18 protein-coding genes are annotated in these 24,369 nt (G+C 39.8%); 2 read left to right on the top strand and 16 right to left on the bottom strand.

Annotation, left to right across the window (positions count from 1 at the left end):
* Positions 1 to 437: 437 nt before the first annotated feature.
* The gene (locus ACZ5L8_RS12690; RefSeq protein ID WP_464438009.1) at positions 438 to 1,541 is read left to right on the top strand and encodes a slipin family protein; all 1,104 of its coding nucleotides are present in this window, start codon (positions 438 to 440) and stop codon (positions 1,539 to 1,541) included.
* Between the two features lie 98 nt (positions 1,542 to 1,639).
* On the opposite strand, the gene ACZ5L8_RS12685 is transcribed toward ACZ5L8_RS12690, so the two are convergent.
* The 5 genes from ACZ5L8_RS12685 to ACZ5L8_RS12665 all read right to left on the bottom strand — a co-directional run bounded on the left by ACZ5L8_RS12685 (position 1,640) and on the right by ACZ5L8_RS12665 (position 8,582).
* A complete protein-coding gene (locus tag ACZ5L8_RS12685) occupies positions 1,640 to 2,386 on the bottom strand; it encodes a succinate dehydrogenase/fumarate reductase iron-sulfur subunit (protein WP_462600278.1) in 747 nt (248 codons plus the stop codon).
* A 48-nt stretch (positions 2,387 to 2,434) separates the two neighbouring features.
* Positions 2,435 to 4,438, bottom strand: coding sequence for a fumarate reductase/succinate dehydrogenase flavoprotein subunit (locus ACZ5L8_RS12680; protein WP_462600279.1), 2,004 nt, complete (start codon positions 4,436 to 4,438; stop codon positions 2,435 to 2,437).
* Positions 4,439 to 4,442: 4 nt separating this feature from the next.
* Positions 4,443 to 5,108, bottom strand: a complete 666-nt coding sequence (locus tag ACZ5L8_RS12675) for a succinate dehydrogenase cytochrome b subunit (protein ID WP_462600280.1) — start codon at positions 5,106 to 5,108, stop codon at positions 4,443 to 4,445.
* A gap of 180 nt (positions 5,109 to 5,288) precedes the next feature.
* Complete coding sequence (locus ACZ5L8_RS12670; protein WP_464438007.1) at positions 5,289 to 5,678, bottom strand: DUF2721 domain-containing protein; 390 nt, start codon at positions 5,676 to 5,678, stop codon at positions 5,289 to 5,291.
* Positions 5,679 to 5,684: 6 nt separating this feature from the next.
* Positions 5,685 to 8,582, bottom strand: coding sequence for a VPS10 domain-containing protein (locus ACZ5L8_RS12665; protein ID WP_464438006.1), 2,898 nt, complete (start codon positions 8,580 to 8,582; stop codon positions 5,685 to 5,687).
* A 129-nt stretch (positions 8,583 to 8,711) separates the two neighbouring features.
* Here ACZ5L8_RS12665 and ACZ5L8_RS12660 point away from each other — a divergent pair, with 129 nt between their 5' ends.
* Positions 8,712 to 10,004 carry an aminopeptidase P family protein gene (locus tag ACZ5L8_RS12660; protein ID WP_464438005.1) on the top strand — a complete coding sequence of 431 codons (1,293 nt, stop codon included), beginning with the start codon at positions 8,712 to 8,714 and terminating at the stop codon, positions 10,002 to 10,004.
* A 67-nt stretch (positions 10,005 to 10,071) separates the two neighbouring features.
* Here the strand turns inward: ACZ5L8_RS12660 and ACZ5L8_RS12655 are convergent, their stop codons facing one another.
* From ACZ5L8_RS12655 to ACZ5L8_RS12605, 11 genes are all read right to left on the bottom strand, one after another.
* Positions 10,072 to 10,512, bottom strand: a complete 441-nt coding sequence (locus tag ACZ5L8_RS12655) for a hypothetical protein (protein ID WP_462600284.1) — start codon at positions 10,510 to 10,512, stop codon at positions 10,072 to 10,074.
* A gap of 27 nt (positions 10,513 to 10,539) precedes the next feature.
* Positions 10,540 to 12,180 (bottom strand): Ig-like domain-containing protein, encoded by a 1,641-nt coding sequence (locus tag ACZ5L8_RS12650; protein ID WP_464438003.1) that lies wholly within the window; start codon positions 12,178 to 12,180, stop codon positions 10,540 to 10,542.
* Positions 12,181 to 12,288: 108 nt separating this feature from the next.
* Positions 12,289 to 13,989 (bottom strand): hypothetical protein, encoded by a 1,701-nt coding sequence (locus ACZ5L8_RS12645; RefSeq protein ID WP_464438002.1) that lies wholly within the window; start codon positions 13,987 to 13,989, stop codon positions 12,289 to 12,291.
* 11 nt (positions 13,990 to 14,000) lie between these two features.
* Positions 14,001 to 16,553 (bottom strand): TonB-dependent receptor, encoded by a 2,553-nt coding sequence (locus tag ACZ5L8_RS12640; RefSeq protein WP_464438000.1) that lies wholly within the window; start codon positions 16,551 to 16,553, stop codon positions 14,001 to 14,003.
* 174 nt (positions 16,554 to 16,727) lie between these two features.
* Positions 16,728 to 18,374 carry a glucose-6-phosphate isomerase gene (pgi, locus tag ACZ5L8_RS12635; RefSeq protein WP_464437999.1) on the bottom strand — a complete coding sequence of 549 codons (1,647 nt, stop codon included), beginning with the start codon at positions 18,372 to 18,374 and terminating at the stop codon, positions 16,728 to 16,730.
* 2 nt (positions 18,375 to 18,376) lie between these two features.
* Positions 18,377 to 19,612: a peptidoglycan DD-metalloendopeptidase family protein gene (locus ACZ5L8_RS12630; RefSeq protein ID WP_464437997.1), complete on the bottom strand. Its 1,236-nt coding sequence runs from the start codon at positions 19,610 to 19,612 to the stop codon at positions 18,377 to 18,379.
* A 33-nt stretch (positions 19,613 to 19,645) separates the two neighbouring features.
* Complete coding sequence (locus tag ACZ5L8_RS12625; protein ID WP_464437995.1) at positions 19,646 to 20,581, bottom strand: tryptophan 2,3-dioxygenase family protein; 936 nt, start codon at positions 20,579 to 20,581, stop codon at positions 19,646 to 19,648.
* Positions 20,581 to 21,354 carry a DUF3108 domain-containing protein gene (locus ACZ5L8_RS12620; protein WP_464437994.1) on the bottom strand — a complete coding sequence of 258 codons (774 nt, stop codon included), beginning with the start codon at positions 21,352 to 21,354 and terminating at the stop codon, positions 20,581 to 20,583. The genes ACZ5L8_RS12625 and ACZ5L8_RS12620 overlap by 1 nt, the downstream gene beginning before the upstream one ends.
* Before the next feature lie 148 nt (positions 21,355 to 21,502).
* Positions 21,503 to 22,663, bottom strand: coding sequence for a 4-hydroxyphenylpyruvate dioxygenase (hppD, locus tag ACZ5L8_RS12615; protein ID WP_464437992.1), 1,161 nt, complete (start codon positions 22,661 to 22,663; stop codon positions 21,503 to 21,505).
* A gap of 71 nt (positions 22,664 to 22,734) precedes the next feature.
* Entirely contained in the window at positions 22,735 to 23,106 is a 372-nt protein-coding gene (locus ACZ5L8_RS12610) for a four helix bundle protein (protein WP_462600293.1), read from the bottom strand.
* Positions 23,107 to 23,160: 54 nt separating this feature from the next.
* Positions 23,161 to 24,318: a homogentisate 1,2-dioxygenase gene (locus tag ACZ5L8_RS12605; protein ID WP_464437990.1), complete on the bottom strand. Its 1,158-nt coding sequence runs from the start codon at positions 24,316 to 24,318 to the stop codon at positions 23,161 to 23,163.
* Positions 24,319 to 24,369: the final 51 nt, after the last annotated feature.

Genomic DNA, 24,369 nt, shown 5'->3' with positions numbered 1-24,369 from the left:
CTGCAGAACCCTTTTAAGGTTCTCTACTGGTTAGAGCGGCAAGCTGGGGCATCTTATAAAACTGCTCCACCATGAGACAGACCGTAACTCTGTTCCCGCAAGGGAGAATTTGCAAAAACAATGCGCGGTGCGTCGGTTTTTATTTGGCTTTCGCCAAAAGTAAACACTTGTTGCACAGCCTTGAATCTTTGACAATTCTGAATGTGCAAGGCAACTTTCAATGAATAGGATTTTAAGCTCTCGAACTTAAAAATCTGAAAGTGAAAAGTTTCTGGAAGATTCAGGATCCTTGAGGGTTCCGCCGTAAGGCAAGGATGCGTCGTGGCATTGTTTTATTAAGAAGTAATTATTTAAAAATAAACTTTTGCGAGTGGCCGGCATTTTCGCAGAAGCGATAAAAGGAGAAATCCATAGTGTTTAATTTAAAGTTGAAAATCATGTTTAAAAGAGTACAAGTAAGGGCCGGTACCGTGGGATTGGTCTTTAAAAAAGGAGAATACAAGCGCGTGTTGACTGAAGGTATGCATTGGGTAGGCCTTACAGAACATGTGGTTGAAAAGAGCATGGCCTTGCAGTTTACTGCTGGTATTGCAAATGAAGTTTTATTGCGTGACAAAAAGCTCGCAGCAATGCTAGAAGTTATACGCGTGAGCGATGGCGAGATGGTGCTTGTTTTTAAGAACGGAGTTTTTGTGAACTTGCTACAAGCTGGAGAATATATGTTTTTTAAAGGTCTGATAGCATGGAGCTTTACCCGTGTTGACAAAAGCAAGATTTACATCACAGAGAGCATCAATCCTATACTGTTCAAGAACTTTATCTTGAGTCAGCAAATCAGGGTTTTTGAAGTAGCTGCTCATGAAAAGGGTCTGCTTATGGTAAACGATGAATTTGTAAAAATCCTTGAAGGAGGTACGTACAGATTTTGGCAAAATGAGAAGACTGTAAAAGTCTTGAAAGCAGATATGCGTCAAGTTCAAACCGAAGTGCCTGGTCAAGAATTATTGACTAAGGATAAGGCTTCAATCAGGGTAAACTTTGACATCACTTACCAAGTGGTGAATATAAAGCAAGCCTTGCTAGAAAACAGCAACTTCACGAAGCAGTTGTATGTGATGGTTCAGTTGGCTTTGAGGAAATTCATAGGTCAAATGACGCTTGACGAATTGCTTGAGAACAAAGTTGAGGTTGCTCAAGAAGTTTTTGAGCAAACAAAACTGGAGGCTGAAGTTTTAGGTGTAACCTTGAAGCAATGCGGTATGAGAGACGTTATCCTTACCGGTGAAATGAAACAGATCATGAACCAGGTTTTGATAGCACAAAAGAAGGCTCAGGCTAACGTCATCACCCGTAGGGAAGAGACGGCCAGCATAAGGAGCTTGCTCAACACTGCAAAGTTGATGGAAGAGAACGAGATGCTTTTCAAATTGAAAGAAATGGAATTTGTGGAGCAGATCGCAGATAAGATTGGCGAAATAACCTTGACCGGTAACGGCGGGATGTTAAATCAATTGAAGGAGATATTTACCGCTGGTAAATAAGTAAACCGCTCAGGTGATGGGCGGTTTTTCTTTTGGCTTTAAGCCAAAAAAATACCCCTCTAAAAAGAAGGGTATTTACTATATAATATTTGTTTGATCTATCTCTTTGCAGAAGATTTTAAATACTCGCGGTTCATACGCGCGATGTTCTCAAGGCTAATACCTTTAGGACATTCTATCTCACAAGCACCTGTATTTGTACAGTTACCAAAACCTTCTAGATCCATCTGGCGCACCATGTTCATAACACGTTCTGGAGCCTCGATCTGACCTTGTGGTAACAAAGCAAATTGAGAAACCTTAGCAGATGTAAATAGCATTGCACTTGCGTTTTTACAAGCGGCAACACAAGCACCACAACCTATACAAGTAGCAGCATCAAAGGCAAGATCTGCATTCTCCTTGCGCACTGGGATGTTATTTGCATCCTGAGTGTTACCAGAAGTGTTTACAGATACATAACCACCAGCTTGTTGAATACGGTCAAAAGATGAGCGGTCTACAACAAGATCCTTTATTACAGGAAACGCCGTCGCACGGAATGGTTCAATAGTGATGGTGTCACCATCGTTAAACATACGCATGTGCAATTGGCAAGTAGTCACAAGACGGTCTGGACCATGTGGCTCACCGTTGATCTGCAAGCTACAGCTACCGCAAATACCTTCGCGACAGTCATGATCAAAAACCACAGGTTCTTCACCTTTATTGATAAGTTCTTCATTAAGAACATCAAGCATTTCTAAGAAAGACATGTCACCGTCAATATTGTCAATTGGGTAATCTACCATTTTACCCTTTGCGGTTGCGCTTTCTTGACGCCAAATTTTAAGTGTAAGTCTCATATATCAATGAGTTTTATTTAATGCATTTTGGCTTAAAGCCAAAATGACTTATTTGTAACTTCTGGTTTTAACTTCGATGTTTTCAAAATTAAGATCCTCTTTGTGAAGCACTGCTTCTCTAGGATTCCCTACAAACTCCCATGCAGCTGCATAGGTAAAGTTTTCATCGTCTCTTAATGCTTCACCTTCTTCGGTTTGATACTCTTCTCTAAAGTGACCACCACAAGATTCGTTACGGTGAAGTGCATCTTTAGCAAAAAGTTCTCCAAGTTCTAGGAAGTCTGCTACACGACCTGCTTTTTCAAGTTCTGGGTTCATGCCTGCTTCTGCTCCAGGTACTTTTACATTTTCCCAGAAATCTTTGCGCAGTTCAGCGATCTCTTCCATTGCTTCTTGTAAGCCTTGAGCGTTACGAGCCATACCACACTTGTTCCACATGATCTTACCAAGTTTCTTGTGGTAATAATCTACAGAGTGCTTTCCTTTTGCGCTGGTAAGTTTTTCTATACGCTCGCGTACAGCTTTCTCAGCAGCGTCAAATTCTGGTAATTCTGTTGAGATCTCACCTGTTCTAATATCTTTAGAAAGGTAATCACCTATTGTGTATGGAAGTACAAAATAACCATCAGCAAGACCTTGCATCAATGCAGATGCTCCCAGACGGTTTGCACCGTGATCAGAGAAGTTTGCTTCTCCTGCTGCGTAGCAACCAGGAATTGTAGTTTGCAGGTTATAATCTACCCAAAGTCCACCCATAGTATAGTGTACCGCAGGATAGATCTTCATAGGTGTTTTGTATGGATTCTCATCTGTGATCTTCTCATACATCTGGAAGAGGTTACCGTATTTTGCTTCTACGATATCTTCTCCTAGTTTTCTTATTTGTGCGTCAGATGGATTGTGAATACCAGAAGTGTGCGCTTTTTCTTTACCATAACGCATGATCGCGCTGCTAAAGTCTAAGAATACAGCTTCTCCTGTTTTGTTCACACCATAACCAGCATCGCAACGCTCTTTTGCAGCACGTGATGCAACATCACGAGGTACAAGGTTACCAAATGCAGGATAACGACGCTCTAAGTAATAATCTCTATCTTCTTCTTTGATGTCAACCGGTTTAAGCTTTCCAGCTCTTATGGCTTCAACATCTTCCATTTTCTTAGGAACCCAAATTCTACCATCGTTACGTAGTGACTCAGACATCAAAGTTAATTTTGACTGATGATCACCAGAAACAGGAATACAAGTAGGGTGAATTTGAGTAAAGCAAGGATTTGCAAAATATGCACCACGACGGTGTGCTCTCCATGCTGCCATAACGTTACTTCCCATTGCATTTGTAGAAAGGAAGAAAACATTACCATAACCTCCAGAAGCGATCACAACAGCGTGAGCAGAGTGACGCTCTATCTCGCCAGTTACAAGATCACGAGCGATAATACCACGAGCTTTGCCATCTACAAGTACAAGATCTAACATCTCATGACGGTTGTAAGACTCGATCTTACCACGGTTGATCTGGCGGTTCATTGCAGAGTAGGCACCTAATAAAAGCTGCTGCCCTGTCTGACCTTTAGCGTAAAATGTTCTTGATACAAGTACACCACCAAAGGAACGGTTGTCTAACAAACCACCATATTCACGTGCAAAAGGAACACCTTGAGCAACGCACTGGTCAATAATGTTTGCAGATACTTCAGCAAGACGATAAACATTTGCTTCACGAGAGCGGTAGTCACCACCTTTTACTGTATCATAAAAAAGACGGTAAACAGAGTCACCATCTCCTTGATAGTTCTTTGCTGCGTTGATACCACCTTGAGCGGCAATAGAGTGCGCGCGACGAGGAGAATCTTGGTAGCAAAATGTCTTTACGTTATAACCTAGTTCTGCAAGTGTTGCAGCAGCACTACCTCCTGCAAGACCAGTTCCCACAACGATAACATCAATGTTACGCTTGTTTGCTGGATTAACCAGATTAATATCGTTTTTATGTTGAGTCCACTTATCTTTAAGTGGGCCTTTTGGTATTTTAGAATCTAGGATTGCCATACGATTAATGCAATTGATTAAAATGGTGATAGAGTGCGATAAACACGAATCCTGCAGGAATTACAATAGCGTAGATTCGGGCTGCTTTAGTCCAAACGTCCTTAGCGTAGGCACTTTTCCATCCCATAGATTGAAATGATGATGCAAACCCATGGTAAAGGTGCAATGCAAGAAACACAAATGAGATCACATAAAGACCTGTTCTTACAGGACTTTCAAACTTGTGAACTAATTCTTCAAAATAGCGTGTTTCTACAGGTGGGTTAGCTTCTACATATTTGTAAATGATTTCTGGTACCCAGAAGTCATAAAAGTGTAGTGCTAAGAATCCTAAAACAACAAGACCAGTGTAGATCATGTTGCGAGATACCCACATACTGTTTTTGTTTCCTTTAAAGTTCTTGTACTTCACAGCACGCGCTTTGTTGTTACGAGCCTCAAGGATGAAACCCATTACAAAGTGAAAAATCACACCAAAGATCAATACCGGTTGTAAAACCGCTTGTACAAGGATGTTGGTTCCCATGAAGTGAGACCATTCATTAAAAGTATCAGGGCTTAAAACTGATGAAAAGTTAATGGTAAAGTGCTGACCAAGAAATAGAACCAAAAACAAACCAGAAAGTGCCATTGATACCTTTCTAGCGATCGAAGAGGAATTTACTCCCATTTAAATGTTTTTTTGATTTACGGAGAGCAAAAATACGGCTCAGGCTCGGGTTTCCCAAACTTTGGGAAGGTTTTGCTTCTTATTTAAAATAAGTTTAAGCAAGCATGCGATAATGGTTGCGAAATACCATTTTTTACTAAAAGCTTTTACGTGTTTATGGCTTTCGCCAAAAGGCAAATATTAACCCTCCATGCTTTTAAGTTGTACCTCTAGCGCTTGTGTAGAAAGTCGCACTTCTATGAGCAAAATGATGAGCGATACAACAAGAAATATTAGGCTTACGCCAAAAATAATATTGGCAAAAACCATCATCTCAACATAGATCAGGAACATACATACCGCAGCCAGCAGAAAGCTTAAAATGGCTGCGGTTTGCATTCCTTTAATGTATGATAATCTTTTGCGCAAAAGATAGATTTGCTGCTTTAATGGCGATGCTGAAGTTTCTTCAAACTGTTTATGTAACTGCCTGATGAGTGAGGCGATGGCCAGATAGCGCGCATTATACGCTAACATCGTAAGTGATATCGCCGGAAAAAGCAATGCGGGTATACTTAAGGTTAGCTGCATATTTTGTTAGTCTATTTCTACGCTTCCTGGTACTGGCATTCTAGCCCAACCGCGACTCTCGGTTATTTTGAGTGTTGTTTTGGTGGTTTTGCCAGCCATCTCAATTTTTACGGTGTATTCGCCTACTGGTAAATAATGTTTGCCGTTACCGGTTTTGTTTGATATTTCTTTTTCTTCTGTGTTCTCCAGATGATATTCGGCGAAGTTTAAACCTTTATCTGCTTCTACTTCCCATGTGCTTTGAGTTTTTCCTTCACTGTCTGAAACTGTGATGGTAGCTGTGCCACTTTGTGGAGCGTAAAAACTTATTTCGGTTTCTGGTTCAAAGGCGTCATACCACGATCCCCAGCTTGATCCCCAGCGTGGTGAGAAACGTACTTCTTCTATATCAAATACTTGAAATTGTTTTTGATCGCTTTTCGCGAAAGCGTGAATAGTCTCAAGATCTGCGATATAAATAGAGCGGCCGTGCGTACCCACGACAAGGTCATTCTCTTCTTCTTGTATCACAAGATCGTGAACCGCTACGCGTGGCAATCCATTTTTAAACGACTCCCAACTAGTGCCATGATCAAAGCTAACGTACACTCCGTTGTCTGTACCTACGTAAAGAATTGAAGGGTTTTTAGGGTCTTCTTTGATTACATTAACCGGGCTCAATGGCAGATTGCTGCTGATGTCTTTCCAGGTTTTACCCATATCGTCGCTCATGTAAACGTATGGTGTGAAATCGTCCCAGCGGTAGCCGTTAAGTGAAGCGTAAACGCGATCTTTTTTATGTTGAGAAGCAACAAGGCGACTTACCCAAAGATTCTTTGGCAAACTTGCAGAGATCTTTTGCCAGTTTGCGCCGCCGTCTTTTGTCACGCTAATGAGGCCATCGTCACTACCGGTGTAAATTAAGCCAAATTGAAATGGAGATTCGCTTATAGTGGTAAGTGTGCCATACGCTACATTTCCCTTTTTACCGCCATAGGTAAGATCATCAGAAATTGTTTCCCAATCGTCACCTTGATTAAATGAGCGATGCAATTTGTTCCCACCAAAATAAAGAATGTCTTGATTGTGTGAAGAAAGCAAAATAGGTGTTTGCCAGTTAAAACGGTATGGCGATTCGCCCAGATTATGCTTAGGCTGAATGTATTTTCTATCGCCAGTTTTAAGGTTAATTCTAGAATAACTACCAAACTGCGATCCTGTGTAAATAATATCAGAATCTCTAGAATCTATCTGTACTTGCATGCCATCACCGCCAGCAAGTTCCTTCCACGGGTATTCGCCTTCACTTTGCCATCTTGTGTTCATCTCGGCATTGTGCGCTCCTTTCCAAACTCCGTTGTCTTGCAGCCCGCCATACACATTGTAAGGCTTTTCATTGTCAACATTGATGTAATAAAACTGCCCTACAGAAGGTGTGTTGTTTTTAATCCAAGTTTCGCCATCGTCATAAGAAATGTTCACGCCACCGTCGTTACCATTAATGATATGGCCGGGTAAATTGGGATCAACCCAAATAGAGTGATGGTCAGAGTGCATATTGTCACCGCTTATCAACTTCCAGGTTTTACCTGCATCGTCAGAACGGATAAGCGGCACACCGCCTGTATAAATTTTGTCTTTATTGCTAGGATCTACAGCGATCTGAGCAAAGTAATAACCATAGCTATAGAAAAGTCCATCAATATACTCTTCGTTCATTTTTTTCCAAGTCGTGCCGCCATCGTCGCTGCGGTAAACTTCTGCGCCTATTACCGGCGTGTCAAACATTACCGAGTTTGCATCCTCAAGATATTTTACAAGATCAAGCGGTGTGATCTCTTCATCTTTAACCATTTGCTTTACATTCTCAGCCTTGTATTTAGATTGAAAACCATTTTGTCTCAAATAAGCTTCAACTTTTTTATCATCAAGCGCTAAGAATTGCTTTGATTTCATTGTTCTAAGATCATCCTTTGTAAGAATGTCTTTGTCTTCATCATCTTCCTTTTTTTCTTCCTTACGGTGAAATTGACTATCGTGAATCGCATAAATGGTGTTGCTGTCAAACATTGCAAGACCAATACGTCCTACGCCTTCGCCAGTAGGAAAGCCACTGTCTTTTGTGCTAACGACCTTCCAGGTTTTACCAGCATCAGTACTTTTGTAAATACCTGAAGTAGCACCATTACCTTTAAAATTCCATGCTTTGCGATCCTTTTGCCAGGTAGCCGCAAACATGGTGTTGTAATCATCAGGTGAAGCAACTAGTTCTATAACGCCAGTAGCATCATCAATAAAAAGTGTTTTTTCCCAAGTTGCGCCGCCATCTGTACTACGGTAAATACCGCGCGCTTCGTTGCGAGAGTAAAGATGACCTACTGCTCCTACAATAACTTCGTCTGCATTATCTGGATTAACCAGAATGCGACCTATGTGGTGTGAGTCTGGCAGGCCAATGTTTTGCCAAGATTCACCATGATCTGTAGATTTTAAAATACCAATACCGGCATAAGAAGAACGAGAAGAATTGTTTTCACCAGTTCCTACGTAGATCGTTCCAGAAGGCCAGTGCACATCAATGTCGCCCACATTTTGCGTAGGCGCGTTGTCCATTAATGGCGTGAATGATGTTCCGTTATTTTTTGTGTGCCACACTCCAGCGGTAGAATATGCTACATAAAATTCAGTTGGATTTTCTGGATTTACAGCAATATCCACAACACGGCCGCTCATGATAGTAGGGCCTACGTTTTTAAACTTTACATTTTTAACGATAGAGTTTTCTTCAAGCTTAGCTTGTGTCTCAAGCGATTGGATCACTTTTTTAGCGTCTGTAGCTGGAGTAAGATCTGTTTTCTGGGCATTTGCTTCCGCGAAAGCGATAAGGGAAACAACAGCAAAGGGGAGAATGCTTTTTAATTTCATTTTTTTGACGGTCAATTTGTGCTCATGAAAATAGCAAATTAATTCTACATAGGCGTGGCAGGGTTTAACAGGATTATAGCAGCATTTGCGGGGTATCTTTGTATTTTTGGCGAAAGCCAAATAAACACAATGAAATACGACTTAATAGACAGAGAGTTATTTATTAAAAACCGAAAGAATTTTATGGCGCAGATGAAGCCTAATAGTCTGGCGGTGTTTAATTCTAACGACATTTATCCTATAGGTGCAGATAGCACAATGCCTTTTCAGCAGAATAGGGATCTTTTTTATCTGAGCGGCGTAGATCAAGAAAACAGTATTCTTGTGGTTTTTCCTGATTGCCCAAAAGAGAAACACCGCGAGGTGCTTTTTCTTACTGAAACTAACGATCACATCGCTGTGTGGGAAGGTGAGAAACTCACTAAGGAAAAGGCAGAAGAGGTGAGTGGTGTAAAAACCGTTTACTGGAAACAGGATTTTGAGAAGATCTTTTATGAAATGATGTCTCAGGCTGAGAACATCTATATCAATACAAATGAGCATTACCGTGCAAATGTGGAAACCGAAACTCGTGAGGCACGTTTTAATAAATGGGTGCGCGAGCAATATCCGGCTCATGCTGTTGCAAAAAGTAATCCTATCATGCAACGTCTGCGCTCTGTAAAAGATCAGATCGAGATAGACATCATGCAGCAAGCATGTAATATCACCGAAAAAGGTTTTAAACGCGTACTGCAGTTCACTAAACCTGGAGTTTGGGAATACGAGATCGAAGCAGAATTTATGCATGAATTCTTGCGTAACCGCAGCCGCGGATTTGCATATACGCCTATTGTTGCCAGTGGTAATAACGCAAATGTGCTACACTATGTAGTGAACAATCAGCAGTTGCAGGCAGGTGATCTTATGTTGCTAGATGTAGGTGCAGAATATGCAAATTACAGCAGCGATATGACGAGAACCATTCCGGTTTCTGGGAAGTTTACAGATCGCCAGAAGGATGTGTACAACGCTGTTTTACGCGTGAAGAAAGAAGCTACTAAGATGCTTACACCTGGTAATCTTTGGGCAGATTTTCATGTGGAAGTTGGTAAACTAATGACGTCTGAATTGCTTGGTCTTGGATTACTAGACAAAGCAGATGTGAAAAATGAGAATCCTGATTGGCCAGCGTACAAAAAGTATTTTATGCACGGTACATCGCACCACATAGGTCTTGATACGCATGACTACGGCTTATTACACGAGCCAATGCAGGTGAACAATGTTTTTACCGTTGAGCCAGGAATTTATATCCCTGATGAAGGTTTTGGTATTCGTCTAGAAGATGATGTTGTGATCCAGGAGAGTGGAGAGCCATTCAACTTAATGCGCAACATTCCGCTAGAAGTTGAGGAGATAGAAGAGTGGATGAATAAGTAGTTTTTTGGCTTTAAGCCAAAAAATAAAAGCAATAAAAAAGCCTCGCATTTGCGAGGCTTTTATTTTATTAGAACCATGCTGACCACGGAATTCTACTTAACAAGCACAAAAGCGCAAGTGTGTAAAAGATCGAAAGGATCTTGAATTTAGGTCTGCTGGTTAATTTCTTCTTTTGCTTACTGTAACCTATGGTCACAAGTGTGATCGTGATGATCATCATAAGTGGATGCTCAATTACATAAAGGCGCAATGTATCATTACTCATCACTTCGCTCATGCCTACTTCGCTAATCGCATCTATGGTGTATGGAGAAACGAAGTAAAGAACAATACCTATCAACAATTGGATATGCGTACAGATCAAAGTGAATAATGCAAGCCTGAAGTCCTTAGGCGCAAACTCTCTATCGCTAAAATAGCCTATTAAAGAATTGATCGTTGTGATGACCATCACGGCCAAAACTAGATATGCCCAGTAAGAATGTATGAATTGAACAGTGCTATACATATAGGTTGATTTTTCAGCAAATTTAGATTATTCCCATGTATTTTCAGCAGCCTGGCCACCCCAAATAAGAGTCGCAAGGTATGGGTTGTCAATAAATGGGTTTCTGTCTCCCTGAGCACCTTCTATCACTGCGTTGCGTTGCTTTTCAAAGTCAGAAACAGGATCTTCTCTATTCCATTTTAAGAAAAGTTCAAGCGTTCCCACTTTTTCAAACGTTTCGCCATAGCGCACATTAAGATACATCACCATACGCGCTACATCGCCTCTCCACTCATCACCCGGATACCAAGTGTTGCCATTAATTTTTTGATATGTACCAGAACCATCAACAAAAGGATAATTAGAACGTTGACCATTCACTTGATCGTCTGCAGATCTAAGATGGTGCAGATCTGTAACGGCATCTTCTGTAGCAAGTTTTGATTGAGGGTAGATGTGCTCTGTATTAAAAGTTTGCGGAGTGTGAGAGTTGCTGCCAGAAGTATACTCTCTTTTGTCGCGGCTTTCGCCAGAATACATAAGGATCACGTTTGCGGCATTACTAAGATCTGCATCTGCATCATAAAGATAGTTGTGACGCTGACCATAAGTAAGAATTGTGGTGTGACTTGCGATCGTAAGTTCTCTTATCACATCAAAGTTTGAATCTTCATCTGTTGTAAGCGGAATATTTCCGTAGTAATACTCAAGCTCTGATGGAATGTTGAATGAAATAGGTTCTACAACTTCAACAGTAACTACAGCTGAAGAACAAGTAGGCGTTTCATCATCATCGCAAATAGTGTAAGAGAAGCTGTCTGTTCCTACAAAACCAGTTGTTGGAATATAGGTCACAGTACCATTCGCGTTAAGCGTTACACTACCAGTGGTTGAAGAATTATCTATAGAAGTTATTGCAGCATCATCTACAACAACATCATTATCTAGAAGGTTGCTTATCTCAATTTGATTGTCTTTACTTACTACAATTTTATCATCCTTTGCTTCTGGAGAGCCTTCATCAATTACTGTAATAGTTATTGTTGCTGTTGCGCAAGTAGGCGTTTCATCATCATCACAAATGGTATAAGTAAAGATGTCTTCACCAGCAAAACCATTAGGAGCGGTATATGTGATTGATCCATTTTCATTAAGGACAGCAGTACCTTTAAGATCGCTGGTTTCTATTGAACTAATATCTGAATTGTCTAGAAGTTGATCATTCTCAAGGTAATTGTTTATTTGAAAAACGGTGTTTTCCTGAACATCATAAGAATCATTGGTAGCTACAGGTCCAGATTCAGTCACAGTAATAGTAACTGTACCTTCTGAGCAATTTGCTGGTATCTCAGCATCACATAGCGTGTATGTAAATGTATCTTCACCTATAAAGTTAGAAGCCGGAGTATACGTGTAAGTTCCATCACGATTATCTTCTATGGTACCACCTTGAGAAGATTGCGAGTCAATATCTGTGATTCTCCCATAATCATAGATGGTGTCATTTTCAAGAAAGTCATCAATAGTAATGGCTTCATTTTCTCCTGTTGTGTAAGAATCGGCAGTAGCTACCGGTGCTTTTACTTCTGGATCTGGATCAGGTTCTGGTGTTGTGTTGCTGTCGTCACCGCTACTACATCCTAGCATAAAGATTGCTAAAGCGAAGTTTAGAAATTTGATGCTTTTCATTTTAAATAATTTCTTTTTCATTGTAATAATAATTGCATTTCAATATAGCTATAGAAAAGAAAACCTCCTACGGGATGTAGGAGGTTTAACTTATAATCTATTCGATAATTACTGCATTACCCAATCTCCGTCAGTTTTTATAACTAGGAATGTTTCAGTAGTATTTGATCCATTATAGATATCAAATGTTACAGCATATTTTTGTCCATTCTCTGAAGATCCATCGATCTCATTAAGAAGCAAGTTTAGTGCTTCAAGGATCATATCATCACTCCAGTATGCGTCATTACCTGTACGTCTATCAAGGTTGTTGTAACGCAACATACTTGATGTTTGGTTAGGGTATTTAGCCTCAAGTTGAGCACCAATGAAGGTGTAATCTGCTAAAGAAAGCGTATACGCAATAGTGTTATCTGGAACCCAAGTTGTACCATCATGACCAAATTGTAATGAATTTTCAACAACGCTAGGAATGTTTACAAAACTTCCATTCTTGAATATAAAGTTTGCATATTCAGTAGATACAGAACCATCGTAAAAAGCATATGCTACAGTTGCGAAATCTCCTTCTTGAGCGTATGGAAACTCTCTTCCTAGGAAGATTTGAAGTTTATAAATAGCCTCATCTTCATCATCAAAGTTAGGATAAGATTGTCCCATTGCAGTATAATCTTCAGTCTCTAGCATGAATGGAGCATTCCATGTGCCATTTGCGTAAGCATATACAGAAGAAGTTTCAATTACAGATATAGATGCATTGGTATCTACGATGTAAGAATCACCTTGTTTTACAACAGAAATTACTTCCTCGCCAGCAGAACCTGTGTATACATCGTAAGTAATCTCAAATTTAGCACCTTCTGCTGCATCTGGATATTTTTCACCTAGAAGAAAGTTTACTGCTTCAAGAATCATTGCGTCACTCCAGTAAGCATCGTCATCAGTTCTACGCTCAAAGTTATCAAACTCAATAGCACTAGCCGCTGGTTCTGGATAAGTTGTAGCAAATTCATTACCAATTTGAATAAACTCATCATCTGAGATTTCAAAAGCAGTTCCGCCTACAGCAACGTATGCATTTCCATTAAATTGAACAGTCATGCTATCAGCACCACCTGAACCATTATAAGTTGCGTAAGAAACACTATATTTTTGGTTAGTAACATTGTCGAAATTATCACTTAAAGCAATGTTGATTGCTTCAAGAATCATTTCTTCAGACCAGTAACTATCTCTTGTGTCTCTTATTTCAAAGCTGCTATATTGCGCTGCATTTGAAGCTGGGTCTGGATACTTAGTGGCAAGTTCTTCACCAATTAAATCAAAATCATCAGCGTCTAAAGTATACTGAATTTCGTCAGCAAGTACTTTGTAAGTGAGATTTACATAATCACCGTTTTCTGCTTGTGGATATTTAAAATCAAGAATGTCTTGAATATCACCAAGGCCTGCCGCGTATGAAGTAGAAAGACCAGCAGAAGCATAATCTGCATCAACTACTGAATAATTTACAACACGAATAGGATCGTAGATTTTAAAAGTTACATTAGCTAAAGATCCCTCTCCTAGTACTGGGAAGTTATCATTAAGAACTTGTGGGATTAAAGCTTTAGCATCATCCACACTACTAAAGTTCCCAAAAGATAGCTCTAAAGCCTCGTAATCATCGTCAGTAAGCGTGTAATCTAAAACTGTACTGATTCCTGGCTCGTTTGCTGCTAACTGATCATTAATATCCTCTACAGGATCACAGCTAGCTACTAAACCAGCCGCAAAAAGCGCGGAAAATAAATAGTTTAATTTTTTCATTTCAATTTTTTTTAGAAATTAATTTTTGCTCCGATAGTATAAGTTCTACCGGCACCATAATACACTAATGCAGTTTCAGCAACAGAGTTGTTACCATCTTGTGCATCAGAGATGTATTCAGTGTTCAACACGTTAAATACGTTAGCGTTGATCTGAGCGTCAAATCCTCCAAAAGTAAATTTGTGAGTTAAACCAAGATCTAAAAGACCATAAGCTGGCATTTCCCAAGTTTGTGGTAAACCTTGTGCACTACGACCAGTTGGGTCATAATCTGCATAATAGTCAGATGCGTAGTTAAATGAAGCTCTTACAGAAGTAGAAGAGAATAACGCATAATCAGCACCTAAAGCAAATGTAGTTTGCGCAGAGTTACCCACTTTTACACCATCAAGGTAGATGTTGATTGGGTCACCAATAGGGTTTTGCTGATCGTCAAATACTTGAACGTCATTTACATCATTTGCAAATTGCCAGTCACCTATAGAAGCCATACCAGTAAGAGTAAGTGCTTCAATTGGGCGGTAAGACATTTCAAGTTCAACACCTTGGTGATTTTGGTTAATACCTAAGATGTTAGCAACATATTGTATGTTGTCAGCTGTTCTTGTGATGGTATAAGATCTATCCATCCACTGAGTACGGTAAACGTTAAGGTCAACTTTAAAGTTATCACCTCTAAAACCGTATCCAACTTCTGCACTAAAGATCTTTTGGTTTTCAGCATCTTCGTTTGCTACGTTACGGTTGTTAAGGAAAACAGCATCATTAAACGGTGCACGCTCAAAGTAACCTACGTTAGCAAAAACGTTGTGAGATTCGTTAAGACGATAGTTTACACCACCTTTAGTACTGAATGCTGCAAAGTTTACCCAGTCAGTTTCTCTTAATGGATCATCTGGAGTATACTTATAAAGGTCTTCTCTCTTGTAAGCAGTGTTGTTAGCCGCTACAGAAACTACTGCAGAAAGTGCGTCTTTGTTATATTCCGCTTGTGCGAAAAGACCTGCCCAGTTAGTATATCCAAAGTCATAGTAGTTATACTTGTCACCTTCTTTTACAATTTTGTTAGGATTGTTTACGTCATTGTTGTCAACGTAGAATGAAGCTCCTAATAGATCAGTAAGTTCTGTGTAGTGCTCTCCTTTGTAAAAACGAAGATCAAGACCAGCTGTAAGATCGATATATTCTGAAAGTTCAGTATTGAAAGTTGAAAGAGCGCCATACCAAGTGTGGTTGTTTCTTGAAGCTCTTAAGAAAGTCTCAGCGCTAGCTGCTTGTCCTAAAGCTTTGTTCTCTTCAACGATTTTGTCAAGGTTTACTGGGCCAAATACTTCATCACGATAGTTTGTATCGTATTTTCCGAATTTGTTCACACCAGCAGTACCACCACCTCCACCAGTACCAAATGAATAGTACACAGCAGTTGTAAGTGAAGAAACGTCGTTAATAGTCCAATAGTGGTTAAGCGACATTTGTGGTTTGTGGTAGAAGTTATCTTCTATGTTCACTAACTGGCCATTTTTATAACCATAGTCAGTGTTTGTGCGAATACCGCGCTCACTTCTTCTGTAATCATCAATAAGAAGTCTGTTTTGACGCTGTCCGTGACGTTGTGGAGCACCAAATGCAGTGAAAGATAATTCGTGATTCTCGTTAATTCTTTTTGCAACGTTAACGAAGTAAGAATAAGCATCAATTGTAGTAGCATCTACAAATTGCTCACCTGTAGTTCTTGAAAGGCTTACAGTAGCAGCCCAATCGTTTTCCATTAAACCTGTAGAAAGTGTGAAGCCATACTTAGTGTAACCATCGTTACCAGTAGCCATCATCACGTTACCACCTTGATCAATGTCAGTAGATTTTGTAACAACGTTTACAGTACCACCTATAGAAGGAAGACCAATCATCGCTGCACCAAGACCTCTTTGTACCTGCATGCTACTTGCTACATCAGCAAGACCAGCCCAGTTAGACCAATAAACACGACCATTTTCCATGTCGTTTACAGGAACACCGTTAATCATTACAGCAACGTTTTGAGAGTTAAAACCACGAATACGTAGTTCTGCATCTCCAAAACCACCACCACCACGTGTTACATAAACACCAGGTGTAGTTTTAAGAATTTCAGGAAATTCCTGGCTACCAAGTTCTGTTTCAATTTGCTCAGCTCTTACAGTTGATACTGCAACAGGAGTTTTTCTATCAATTGCAAGAGAGTACCCTTTTACAATAACCTCATCAAGAGAGTTAGAGTCCATCGCAAGAGTGATAGTACCTAGATCTGTTTTACCATTTGCAACGTCAAAAGCAACATTTTGAGTTACAAATCCTACGTAAGAAACTCTCAAAGATCCAGTGTTTTCTTTAGCCTGGATTTTGAAAAAACCATCAAAGTCTGTAGTAACTCCAGTGGTAGTTCCTTCAATAATAACATTTACTCCTGGTAGAGGTGTGTTGTTTTCACCGTCTACAACCTTACCTGTTATAGTTCCTTGTCCGAAGCTTACTGCTGAAGTAAGAACAAAAAACGCTACAACTAGTAGTCTGGAAACATTTTTCATTAGTGAGTGTTTAGAATTAGATTTTGCGGCAAAAGTCTTACTATCTGCCAAAATAAATATTAAGGCAATGTTAAGAATAACATCTAAAACAAACACTATGTATAATCGGCTTTAACGTGCTAAAACGTTGTCGATAAAAGCTTTAACATTTTAACGAAAAATGTTAAATGTTAATTATTTCTTATATCTTTTTAAAAGTGAAGTAGTTGAAGAATCGTGCTCGCTGATCTCTTTTGAAGTAATATCTGTTAAAATATTCTTCGCAAGTTGTTTTCCGAGCTCCACACCCCATTGATCATAGCTATAAACATTCCATATTATACCTTGAACAAAGATCTTATGCTCGTACATTGAGATAAGAGCGCCTAGAGATTTTGGCGTAAGCTTATCTATAAGTAAGGTGTTTGTAGGTTTGTTTCCTTCAAAGACTTTAAAAGGAGCTAATTTTTCTATGGCTTTCGCCGAAAGGCCATCTTGCACAAGCTCGGCTTTAACTTCATCAGTAGTTTTACCATTCATTAAGGCCTCTGTTTGCGCAAAGAAGTTGGCCATTAATTTATCATGATGATCCTGCTCGCCGTGCAGTGAGTGCTTATAACCGATGAAATCTGTAGGGATCAATTTTGTTCCTTGATGGATCAATTGAAAGAACGCATGCTGAGAATTTGTTCCTGGTTCTCCCCAAACGATCGTTCCGGTTTGATAGGTTACAGGCTCGCCGTTGCGGTCTACGCTTTTACCATTACTCTCCATAAAAGCCTGCTCTAGATAAGCAGAAAAACGGTGTAAATATTGCGTGTACGGAATCAAAGCTTCGCTCTCTGCGCCGTGGAAGTTGTTATACCAAACGCTGATCATCGCAAGGATAACCGGGATATTTTCGCCGAAAGGCGTATTCTTAAAATGCTCATCCATCTCATGAGCACCTTCTAGAAGTTTTTCAAAATTATTAGGCCCAACTGAAAGTGCGATGCTCAATCCTACAGCGCTCCACAGAGAAAAACGACCGCCTACCCAATCCCACATCGGGAAGATGTTTTCGCTCGCGATACCAAAGTCTGCCACAGCTTCAAGATTTGTTGAAACGGCAACAAAATGTTTAGCGATCGCTTCTTTGCTTGCATCATCTGCAAGTGCAGCTTTTTCTAAAAACCATTTTCTTGCTGTCTTAGCATTTGTGATGGTTTCTTGTGTGGTGAAGGTTTTAGAAACAATTACAAAAAGCGTTGTTTCTGAGTTAAGATCTTTAAGTTTCTCTTGAGAATGATCACCGTCAACATTTGAGATAAAATGAACTTTAAGGTGATTTTTATAATATTCTAGAGCTTCAGTAACCATCGCCGGCCCAAGATCAGACCCGCCAATACCTATATTTACAATGTCTGTGATCGCTTTGCCGGTAAAACCTTTGTGCTCACCGCTTATAACCGTATTGCTAAATCTTGCGATCTTAGCTTTAACATCAGTAACCTCGCTCACCACATTCTCGCCGTCAACCATTGCAGTCGCTGTACTTGGCAAACGCAAAGCAGTATGCATTACTGCGCGATCTTCAGTTTCGTTGATATGGCTTCCGCCAAAATAGTCCTTAATCGCTTCATCTAGCTTCATTTCTTCAGCCAGTTCTAATAGCAATTGTACAGTGTCTTCTGTGATGAGGTTTTTGGAGTAATCCACATAAAAATCTTCCCACTCCTGCGAAAATTTTGAAGCGCGATTGCCATCTTTAAAAAGCTCACGCATATTAAGACCTTGAGAAGCCTTAAAGTGTTCTTCTAGTTTTTTCCAGGTTGTTGTAGTGGTTGGATTTATGTTTTGCATGGTTATAAGATTTCCTCAAAGTTAAGACTGTCTAGTCTATTTTTCAGTGGATTTATTGTATTATAAAATTCTGGTCTTAATGCTTCTTCTAGCGGCTCACTATCTGGAAGATCTTGTTTAAATGGATCTACTTGCTCACCATTTTTCCAGAAACGGTAACAAACGTGTGGGCCACTGGTATTTCCTGTCATCCCGATGTATCCTATCACATCGCCTTGACGCACATAATCGCCCACTTTTACTGCGCGCTTGCTCATGTGCAAATACTGTGTTTCATAAGTGCTATTGTGGCGCACTTTTACATAATTACCGTTACCGCCACGATATTCACTTTTTATAACGGTACCATCTGCAGTTGTCATGATAGGAGTTCCTACAGCGCCAGCAAAGTCTGTACCACGGTGAGGACGTATTTTATTACCGTAATATGCGATGCGTCTTTTAAGATTGTAGCGCGAAGAAACACGGTTAAACTTAAGCGGACCTTTTAAGAAAGCACGTCTTAAGTTGTTTGCCTCTTCATCATAAAAGTCGATGGCATTAGGTAAGCTGTCATTTTGATATCTAAAGGCATACACAGGTTTGCCTTTGTGCTCAAACCAACTCGCCTTGATCTGGTCTATACCAGCTGGGATGGTGTCATTGATATATTTCTCAGTATAAATTACCTTGAATTTATCTCCTGCTTGCAGGTGGAAGAAGTCAATAGTCCAGGCATAAATATCTGCGATCTTGTACGAAAGTACAACGCTAAGTCCTAGCTCATCAAAGGTAGAAGACATGTTATCGTTTATAACGCCGTGCGCAGTTTTTTCAACGATGGTTACAGGCTTCTTTTTTGCTTCCACTTTAAGTGAATCCTGAAAATCTACTACAACATAATCTATCTTATTTTGCTCGTAGATAAAAACCTTTGCTTTGTCTGTAGTGTCTTTTGCTTTAAGCAAAACGTATGGTTTACCTATATCAATTTTGCGCGTGTCAAAAACAGCTAAAGAAGAATCTGTAATATGCTGAATGGTGCCGTAGTCAATACCGTTGTCAAAAAGTATTTTCCCGAAGCTATCGCCACTCTTAACGGTGTCTCTCACAACGTTGTAGTTGTCAAAGACATACCCGTATTCTTTATTGATCTTAGGCTTAGTCTCTAGTTTTGGAGTTGGTTTTTCTTGTTTCGTTTCGTCATCAGCACACGATAGGATCGCAAGTGCCGCCAGCATCAGAAGAAATTTTTTCAATTTAGGGATTTTTGTGCTTTGCTAATACGTTAATTAAACATGCTCGCCCCAGCTATCACGCTCTTCTTTAGACCATAAATCAGGAAAGAAAATACGTTTTTGATACTTGGGATGCATATATTTTACCCAGTCGCTGCCTCCAGTAGCCTCCATAGGTTCTTCGCCTTGATTTAGGTAATACTTTGCAGCCCTAAAGTGAGACATGACCCATTTAATATTGACCGTATGGTCATAATGACGCATCGCATCGCGCAATGTTGCATCATTTTGATCCTTTTCTGGAAGCGTTTTAAAACGGGCGTACAAATTTAAATTTTTAAACTTAACTAGAAAACGCAGAAAATCCTCCTTATATTTTAGTTCAAATTCAGAAAGTGTGTATGATTTCTTGCCGGTTTTAAAATCCTTGCCGGCCGCTTGCCAGTATAACATTTCAAAGGCTTCATCCAGAGACATCTGGTCAGTGTACTTTTCGCGAAAGCGAGCATCTATAAGATTTACAAGATCTGTGCTGCCAAATTCAATAAGACGATATTGCGCGCTTTGAAAACCGCTCGCAGGACTTAGCGTAAGTCTAAATTTAAGATATTGCTCCATCTCCATGCCTTCGCGCATAATGGTAAACGAGCCCGTGAGCATGTCAAAGTATCTGCTTATTCTTTGCAGCCTTTCGGCGAAAAACTGTGCGGTAAGTTCTTGTTTTGTTGCAACCTGCTCGATCTCCCAGAGGATCATTTTAAATAGCAACTCATTAACCTGATGGTACATGATAAACACCATCTCATCAGGATACATCGTGCGTTGCACTTGCAAATTGAGCAAAGCATCCGTCTGAATATAATCCCAATAATTCATGGGTTTTGCATGTAAAAAACCTTCCAAATGTGATGAAAGGTCATGCCCCATGGCATCAAATTTTTGTGCAAGTTTATCTATCTGTTCCCGTGCGTCGTCTGGGATTTTGCTCATTAATCTATAATTATCTGAAACGGATTTGCTAAGCCTTTAAAGGCGTCAATATCTGCCTTTAGCGAACCCACAGCAAGACTGGCCTTGAGTCGCAAAGGTATTTTATTTTTATCATCACTTACCCAGATGGTAAGGCTTTCTTTTTCTTTAAAAACGCGTCCCGCTTGTACATAAGGTCTAAACTTTAGCGCTTTGATCTTTCCTAGTTTTGTGTCGATCACTTCTCTACCCAGAAATTTAAGCTTGAACTTAAAATTCTCTTCGTCAAAAAACATATTAAGCACCGTCTCATCGCCCACTCGTAGATTTTCGGTATCAATTTTATCTCTTAGGTAGAAGAAAGAAGAGATAAAATCATGCACCTGCGCCTCTGTGGTATGGGTTGATTTTTTGTTATGCTTCTTATCGTTTACATAAGCCTTGTTTGCCGCTTGATCAAAGTCAATGACTTTATCTTTTGTGTGGCCGCCTTCATCGATCTTTCTTATAAAACGATATGGCAAGATGGTATTTTTATCTACATAGGATTCATAGTAATCTTCCACATTAAAAAATAATGCAGATAGACCGGTAGTTTCGCCATAGCCTTTAAGATGGTAAACAGGTTTGCCGTTAAGCACCTCGCTATCCACATCTAGCGTTGCATATCCTGCAGTCACAAGACCGTAATGAATGCGAAATTTGAACCACTCACCATCTTTAAATGCACGGGTTTGCGCTTTCGCGGAAGCGATAAAAACCAGAGCGATCAATATTGTATAAATCTTTTTCATAGCTGTAATAATTAGGCTTACGCCAAAGTAATTACAAGATGTGTTCCAAAATTAGCCAAAACGATTTAATAGCCTTTTCTTAAAGCACAAAAAAACCCATCTCGATCTTAAACGAAATGGGTTTTATTTAATTGCGATTTTTTAATAATTAAAGCGTTCCTCTTAAAGCCTGCTCACGCTCGATAGATTCAAAAAGGGCTTTGAAGTTTCCTGCGCCAAAACCTTTAGCACCCATACGCTGAATGATCTCAAAAAATAGCGTAGGTCTGTCTTGTAATGGTTTTGTGAAAATCTGCAGCAAATAGCCTTCTTCATCAGCATCCACAAGGATTGAGAGTTCTTGAAGTCTCTTAAGGTCTTCTTTCATCTTGTCCATGTGTGTGCCTAATCTTCTTGGGATATCGTCATAATACGCTTGTGGAGGTGGAGGTAAAAATTCTACTCCGCGTGCTTTTAAAGCGGCAACGGTTTTTACAATATCATCTGTGGCCACGGCGAGATGTTGCACGCCCGGACCTTCATAAAAATCAAGATATTCTTCGATTTGAGATTTTTTGATTCCTTCAGCAGGTTCGTTGATTGGGAATTTGATCCTTCCGTTGCCATTGCTCATCACTTTACTCATCAAAGCAGAATATTCTGTGGTGATCTGCTTGTCGTCAAAAGTGAGAAAGTTTACAAATCCCATTACTTCTTCATACCATTTTACCCATGTGTTCATTTCGCCCCAGCCTACATTACCTACCATGTGGTCTATGTATTTTAATCCGGTAGGCTCAGGGTTATAATCTGAGATCCATTGGCGAAAGCCAGGTAAAAATTGACCGTTATAATTTTTGCGCTCTACAAACATGTGAACGGTCTCGCCATAGGTATAAATCCCAGAGCGAACGACCTCGCCATGTTCATCATTTTCAACCTTGGGCTCCATAAATGGTTTTGCGCCGCGTTTTGTGGTTTCTTCAAAAGCGCTACGGGCATCTTCTACCCAAAGCGCAACAACCTTCACACCGTCGCCATGCTTTACAATATGGTCATTAATGGGAGAATCGCTGTTGAGCGGCGAAGTCAAAACCAGTCTGATCTTATCTTGTTTGAGCACATAACTCACGCGGTCTTTTTGACCGGTTTCTAGTCCGCTATAGGCGAAGGATTGAAAACCAAAAGCTGTCTTGTAAAAATGCGCTGCCTGCTTTGCATTACCTACATAAAATTCAACATAATCTGTACCTAGAAGCGGCAAGAAATCCTGCGCTCCATCAAATATTTTTTCTAGTCCGTAGTCAACGGATTTTAAATCTTCTTTCATGATTTTTCAATTACTCGATTATCGATTAATCAATTGAGCTAATTAGCAAATTCGATAATTAGCGAATGACTTTATTTTAAATTTCTTTTACTTGTGCCTATTATGCTATTCAGCAATTTTATAATCCCGCTAAGTTTGGTAATTAGGCTTTCACATTCTGGATAAGAGTCTATGTTTTGACATAAAAATAACCAGTATTCTGTCTCATCAGCTTCTTTAGAAGCAATTTTCATTTTATGAACAAAATCAGCTTTACTCTCAGCATTCTGTGCTTCTTTAACATTAGCTCCTATTGAAGTTGCTGATCTTAAAAGTTGTCTTGCTATGACAAATTTCTTTTTGCTTTCAAGTTCTTCAGCATACTTAACTGCTTCAATCGAAAATTCAAACGTCAGCCTTAGTATGGCATTATCCTTATATTTTTCGCTTAAGCTAAATTTCATTCTCATGAATTTGTTGAATTAGCTAATTTGCTCATTTTCAAATTCACTAATTATTTATTCAAGCCACGATTTATAATACGTTTCGTCTGCAATTTCCATGGCGTCTTCACAAACCATAAGCGGTTTAAAAGTGTCTACCATAACTGCGAGTTCTTCTGTTTCTGTTTTACCTATGCTGCGCTCTACCGTGCCGGGATGTGGCCCGTGCGGAATACCCGCTGGATGCAACGAAATATGTCCTGCCTCGATATCATTGCGGCTCATAAAATCACCGTCTACATAGTATAGAACTTCGTCGCTATCAATGTTGCTATGGTTGTAAGGCGCCGGGATACTTTCCGGGTGATAATCATATTTACGCGGACAAAAACTACATACCACAAAAGCATCTGTTTCAAAGGTTTGATGCACCGGTGGCGGCTGATGAATGCGGCCCGTGATAGGTTCAAAATCATGAATTGAAAATGCATACGGATAATTATAGCCATCATAACCCACAACATCAAAGGGATGCGTGGCATAAACCATATCAAAGATTTCATCCTGCTTTTTGATTTTCATCAAAAAATCTCCCGTCTCGTCATTTGTTTCTAGCTCGTATGGTCTTCTCAAATCACGTTCGCAAAACGGCGAATGTTCTAGCAATTGACCAAACCAGTTGCGATAGCGCTTAGGCGTGTAAATAGGTCGGCGGGATTCTACGATGAACAAACGGTTGTCGTCTGTGTCAAAATCCATTTTATAGATCACACCACGCGGGATCAATAAATAATCTCCGTATTTAAAATCTAAATTTCCCAGATGCGTACGCAACTTACCACTGCCGCGATGCACAAAAATAAGTTCGTCTGCATCGCTGTTTTTATAAAAATATTCTTGCGTTTTATCCTGTGGCGCGGCAAGAATTATGGTGCAGTCGCTATTAGTCAAAATAGGTTTGCGGCTGTCTAAATAATCCTTTTCAGGCTTGACCTGAAAACCTTTAAAGCGGTAAGACTGTATGTGGTTTTTCTTGGCGATTTTTGGTGATGCATCACGGCTTCCGCGTATTTCTTTTACTTGCGTGGGGCGGTGCTCATGATACATATTTGTGTACATGCCATCAAAACCTATGGTGCCAAAAAGCTGCTCGTAATACAAGTCTCCATTGGGTTTTCTAAAAATGGTATGTCGCTTGTGCGGGATTTTTCCCAGTTTATGATAAAAGGGCATGGGGTTTTATTTTTTTGGCTTTAAGCCAAATTAATCCAACTCTAATTGAAG

It is taken from the genome of Leeuwenhoekiella obamensis (assembly GCF_055391795.1).
The sequence above is the reverse complement of the archived record's forward strand: the minus strand, read 5'-3'. Positions and strand labels throughout refer to the sequence as shown.

Coding starts and splice junctions, on each gene's coding strand:
- ACZ5L8_RS12690 (WP_464438009.1), top strand. CDS start 438: ATGTTTAAAAGAGTACAAGTAAGGGCCGGTACCGTGGGATTGGTCTTT.
- ACZ5L8_RS12685 (WP_462600278.1), bottom strand. CDS start 2,386: ATGAGACTTACACTTAAAATTTGGCGTCAAGAAAGCGCAACCGCAAAG.
- ACZ5L8_RS12680 (WP_462600279.1), bottom strand. CDS start 4,438: ATGGCAATCCTAGATTCTAAAATACCAAAAGGCCCACTTAAAGATAAG.
- ACZ5L8_RS12675 (WP_462600280.1), bottom strand. CDS start 5,108: ATGGGAGTAAATTCCTCTTCGATCGCTAGAAAGGTATCAATGGCACTT.
- ACZ5L8_RS12670 (WP_464438007.1), bottom strand. CDS start 5,678: ATGCAGCTAACCTTAAGTATACCCGCATTGCTTTTTCCGGCGATATCA.
- ACZ5L8_RS12665 (WP_464438006.1), bottom strand. CDS start 8,582: ATGAAATTAAAAAGCATTCTCCCCTTTGCTGTTGTTTCCCTTATCGCT.
- ACZ5L8_RS12660 (WP_464438005.1), top strand. CDS start 8,712: ATGAAATACGACTTAATAGACAGAGAGTTATTTATTAAAAACCGAAAG.
- ACZ5L8_RS12655 (WP_462600284.1), bottom strand. CDS start 10,512: ATGTATAGCACTGTTCAATTCATACATTCTTACTGGGCATATCTAGTT.
- ACZ5L8_RS12650 (WP_464438003.1), bottom strand. CDS start 12,180: ATGAAAAGCATCAAATTTCTAAACTTCGCTTTAGCAATCTTTATGCTA.
- ACZ5L8_RS12645 (WP_464438002.1), bottom strand. CDS start 13,989: ATGAAAAAATTAAACTATTTATTTTCCGCGCTTTTTGCGGCTGGTTTA.
- ACZ5L8_RS12640 (WP_464438000.1), bottom strand. CDS start 16,553: ATGAAAAATGTTTCCAGACTACTAGTTGTAGCGTTTTTTGTTCTTACT.
- pgi (WP_464437999.1), bottom strand. CDS start 18,374: ATGCAAAACATAAATCCAACCACTACAACAACCTGGAAAAAACTAGAA.
- ACZ5L8_RS12625 (WP_464437995.1), bottom strand. CDS start 20,581: ATGAGCAAAATCCCAGACGACGCACGGGAACAGATAGATAAACTTGCA.
- ACZ5L8_RS12620 (WP_464437994.1), bottom strand. CDS start 21,354: ATGAAAAAGATTTATACAATATTGATCGCTCTGGTTTTTATCGCTTCC.
- hppD (WP_464437992.1), bottom strand. CDS start 22,663: ATGAAAGAAGATTTAAAATCCGTTGACTACGGACTAGAAAAAATATTT.
- ACZ5L8_RS12610 (WP_462600293.1), bottom strand. CDS start 23,106: ATGAAATTTAGCTTAAGCGAAAAATATAAGGATAATGCCATACTAAGG.
- ACZ5L8_RS12605 (WP_464437990.1), bottom strand. CDS start 24,318: ATGCCCTTTTATCATAAACTGGGAAAAATCCCGCACAAGCGACATACC.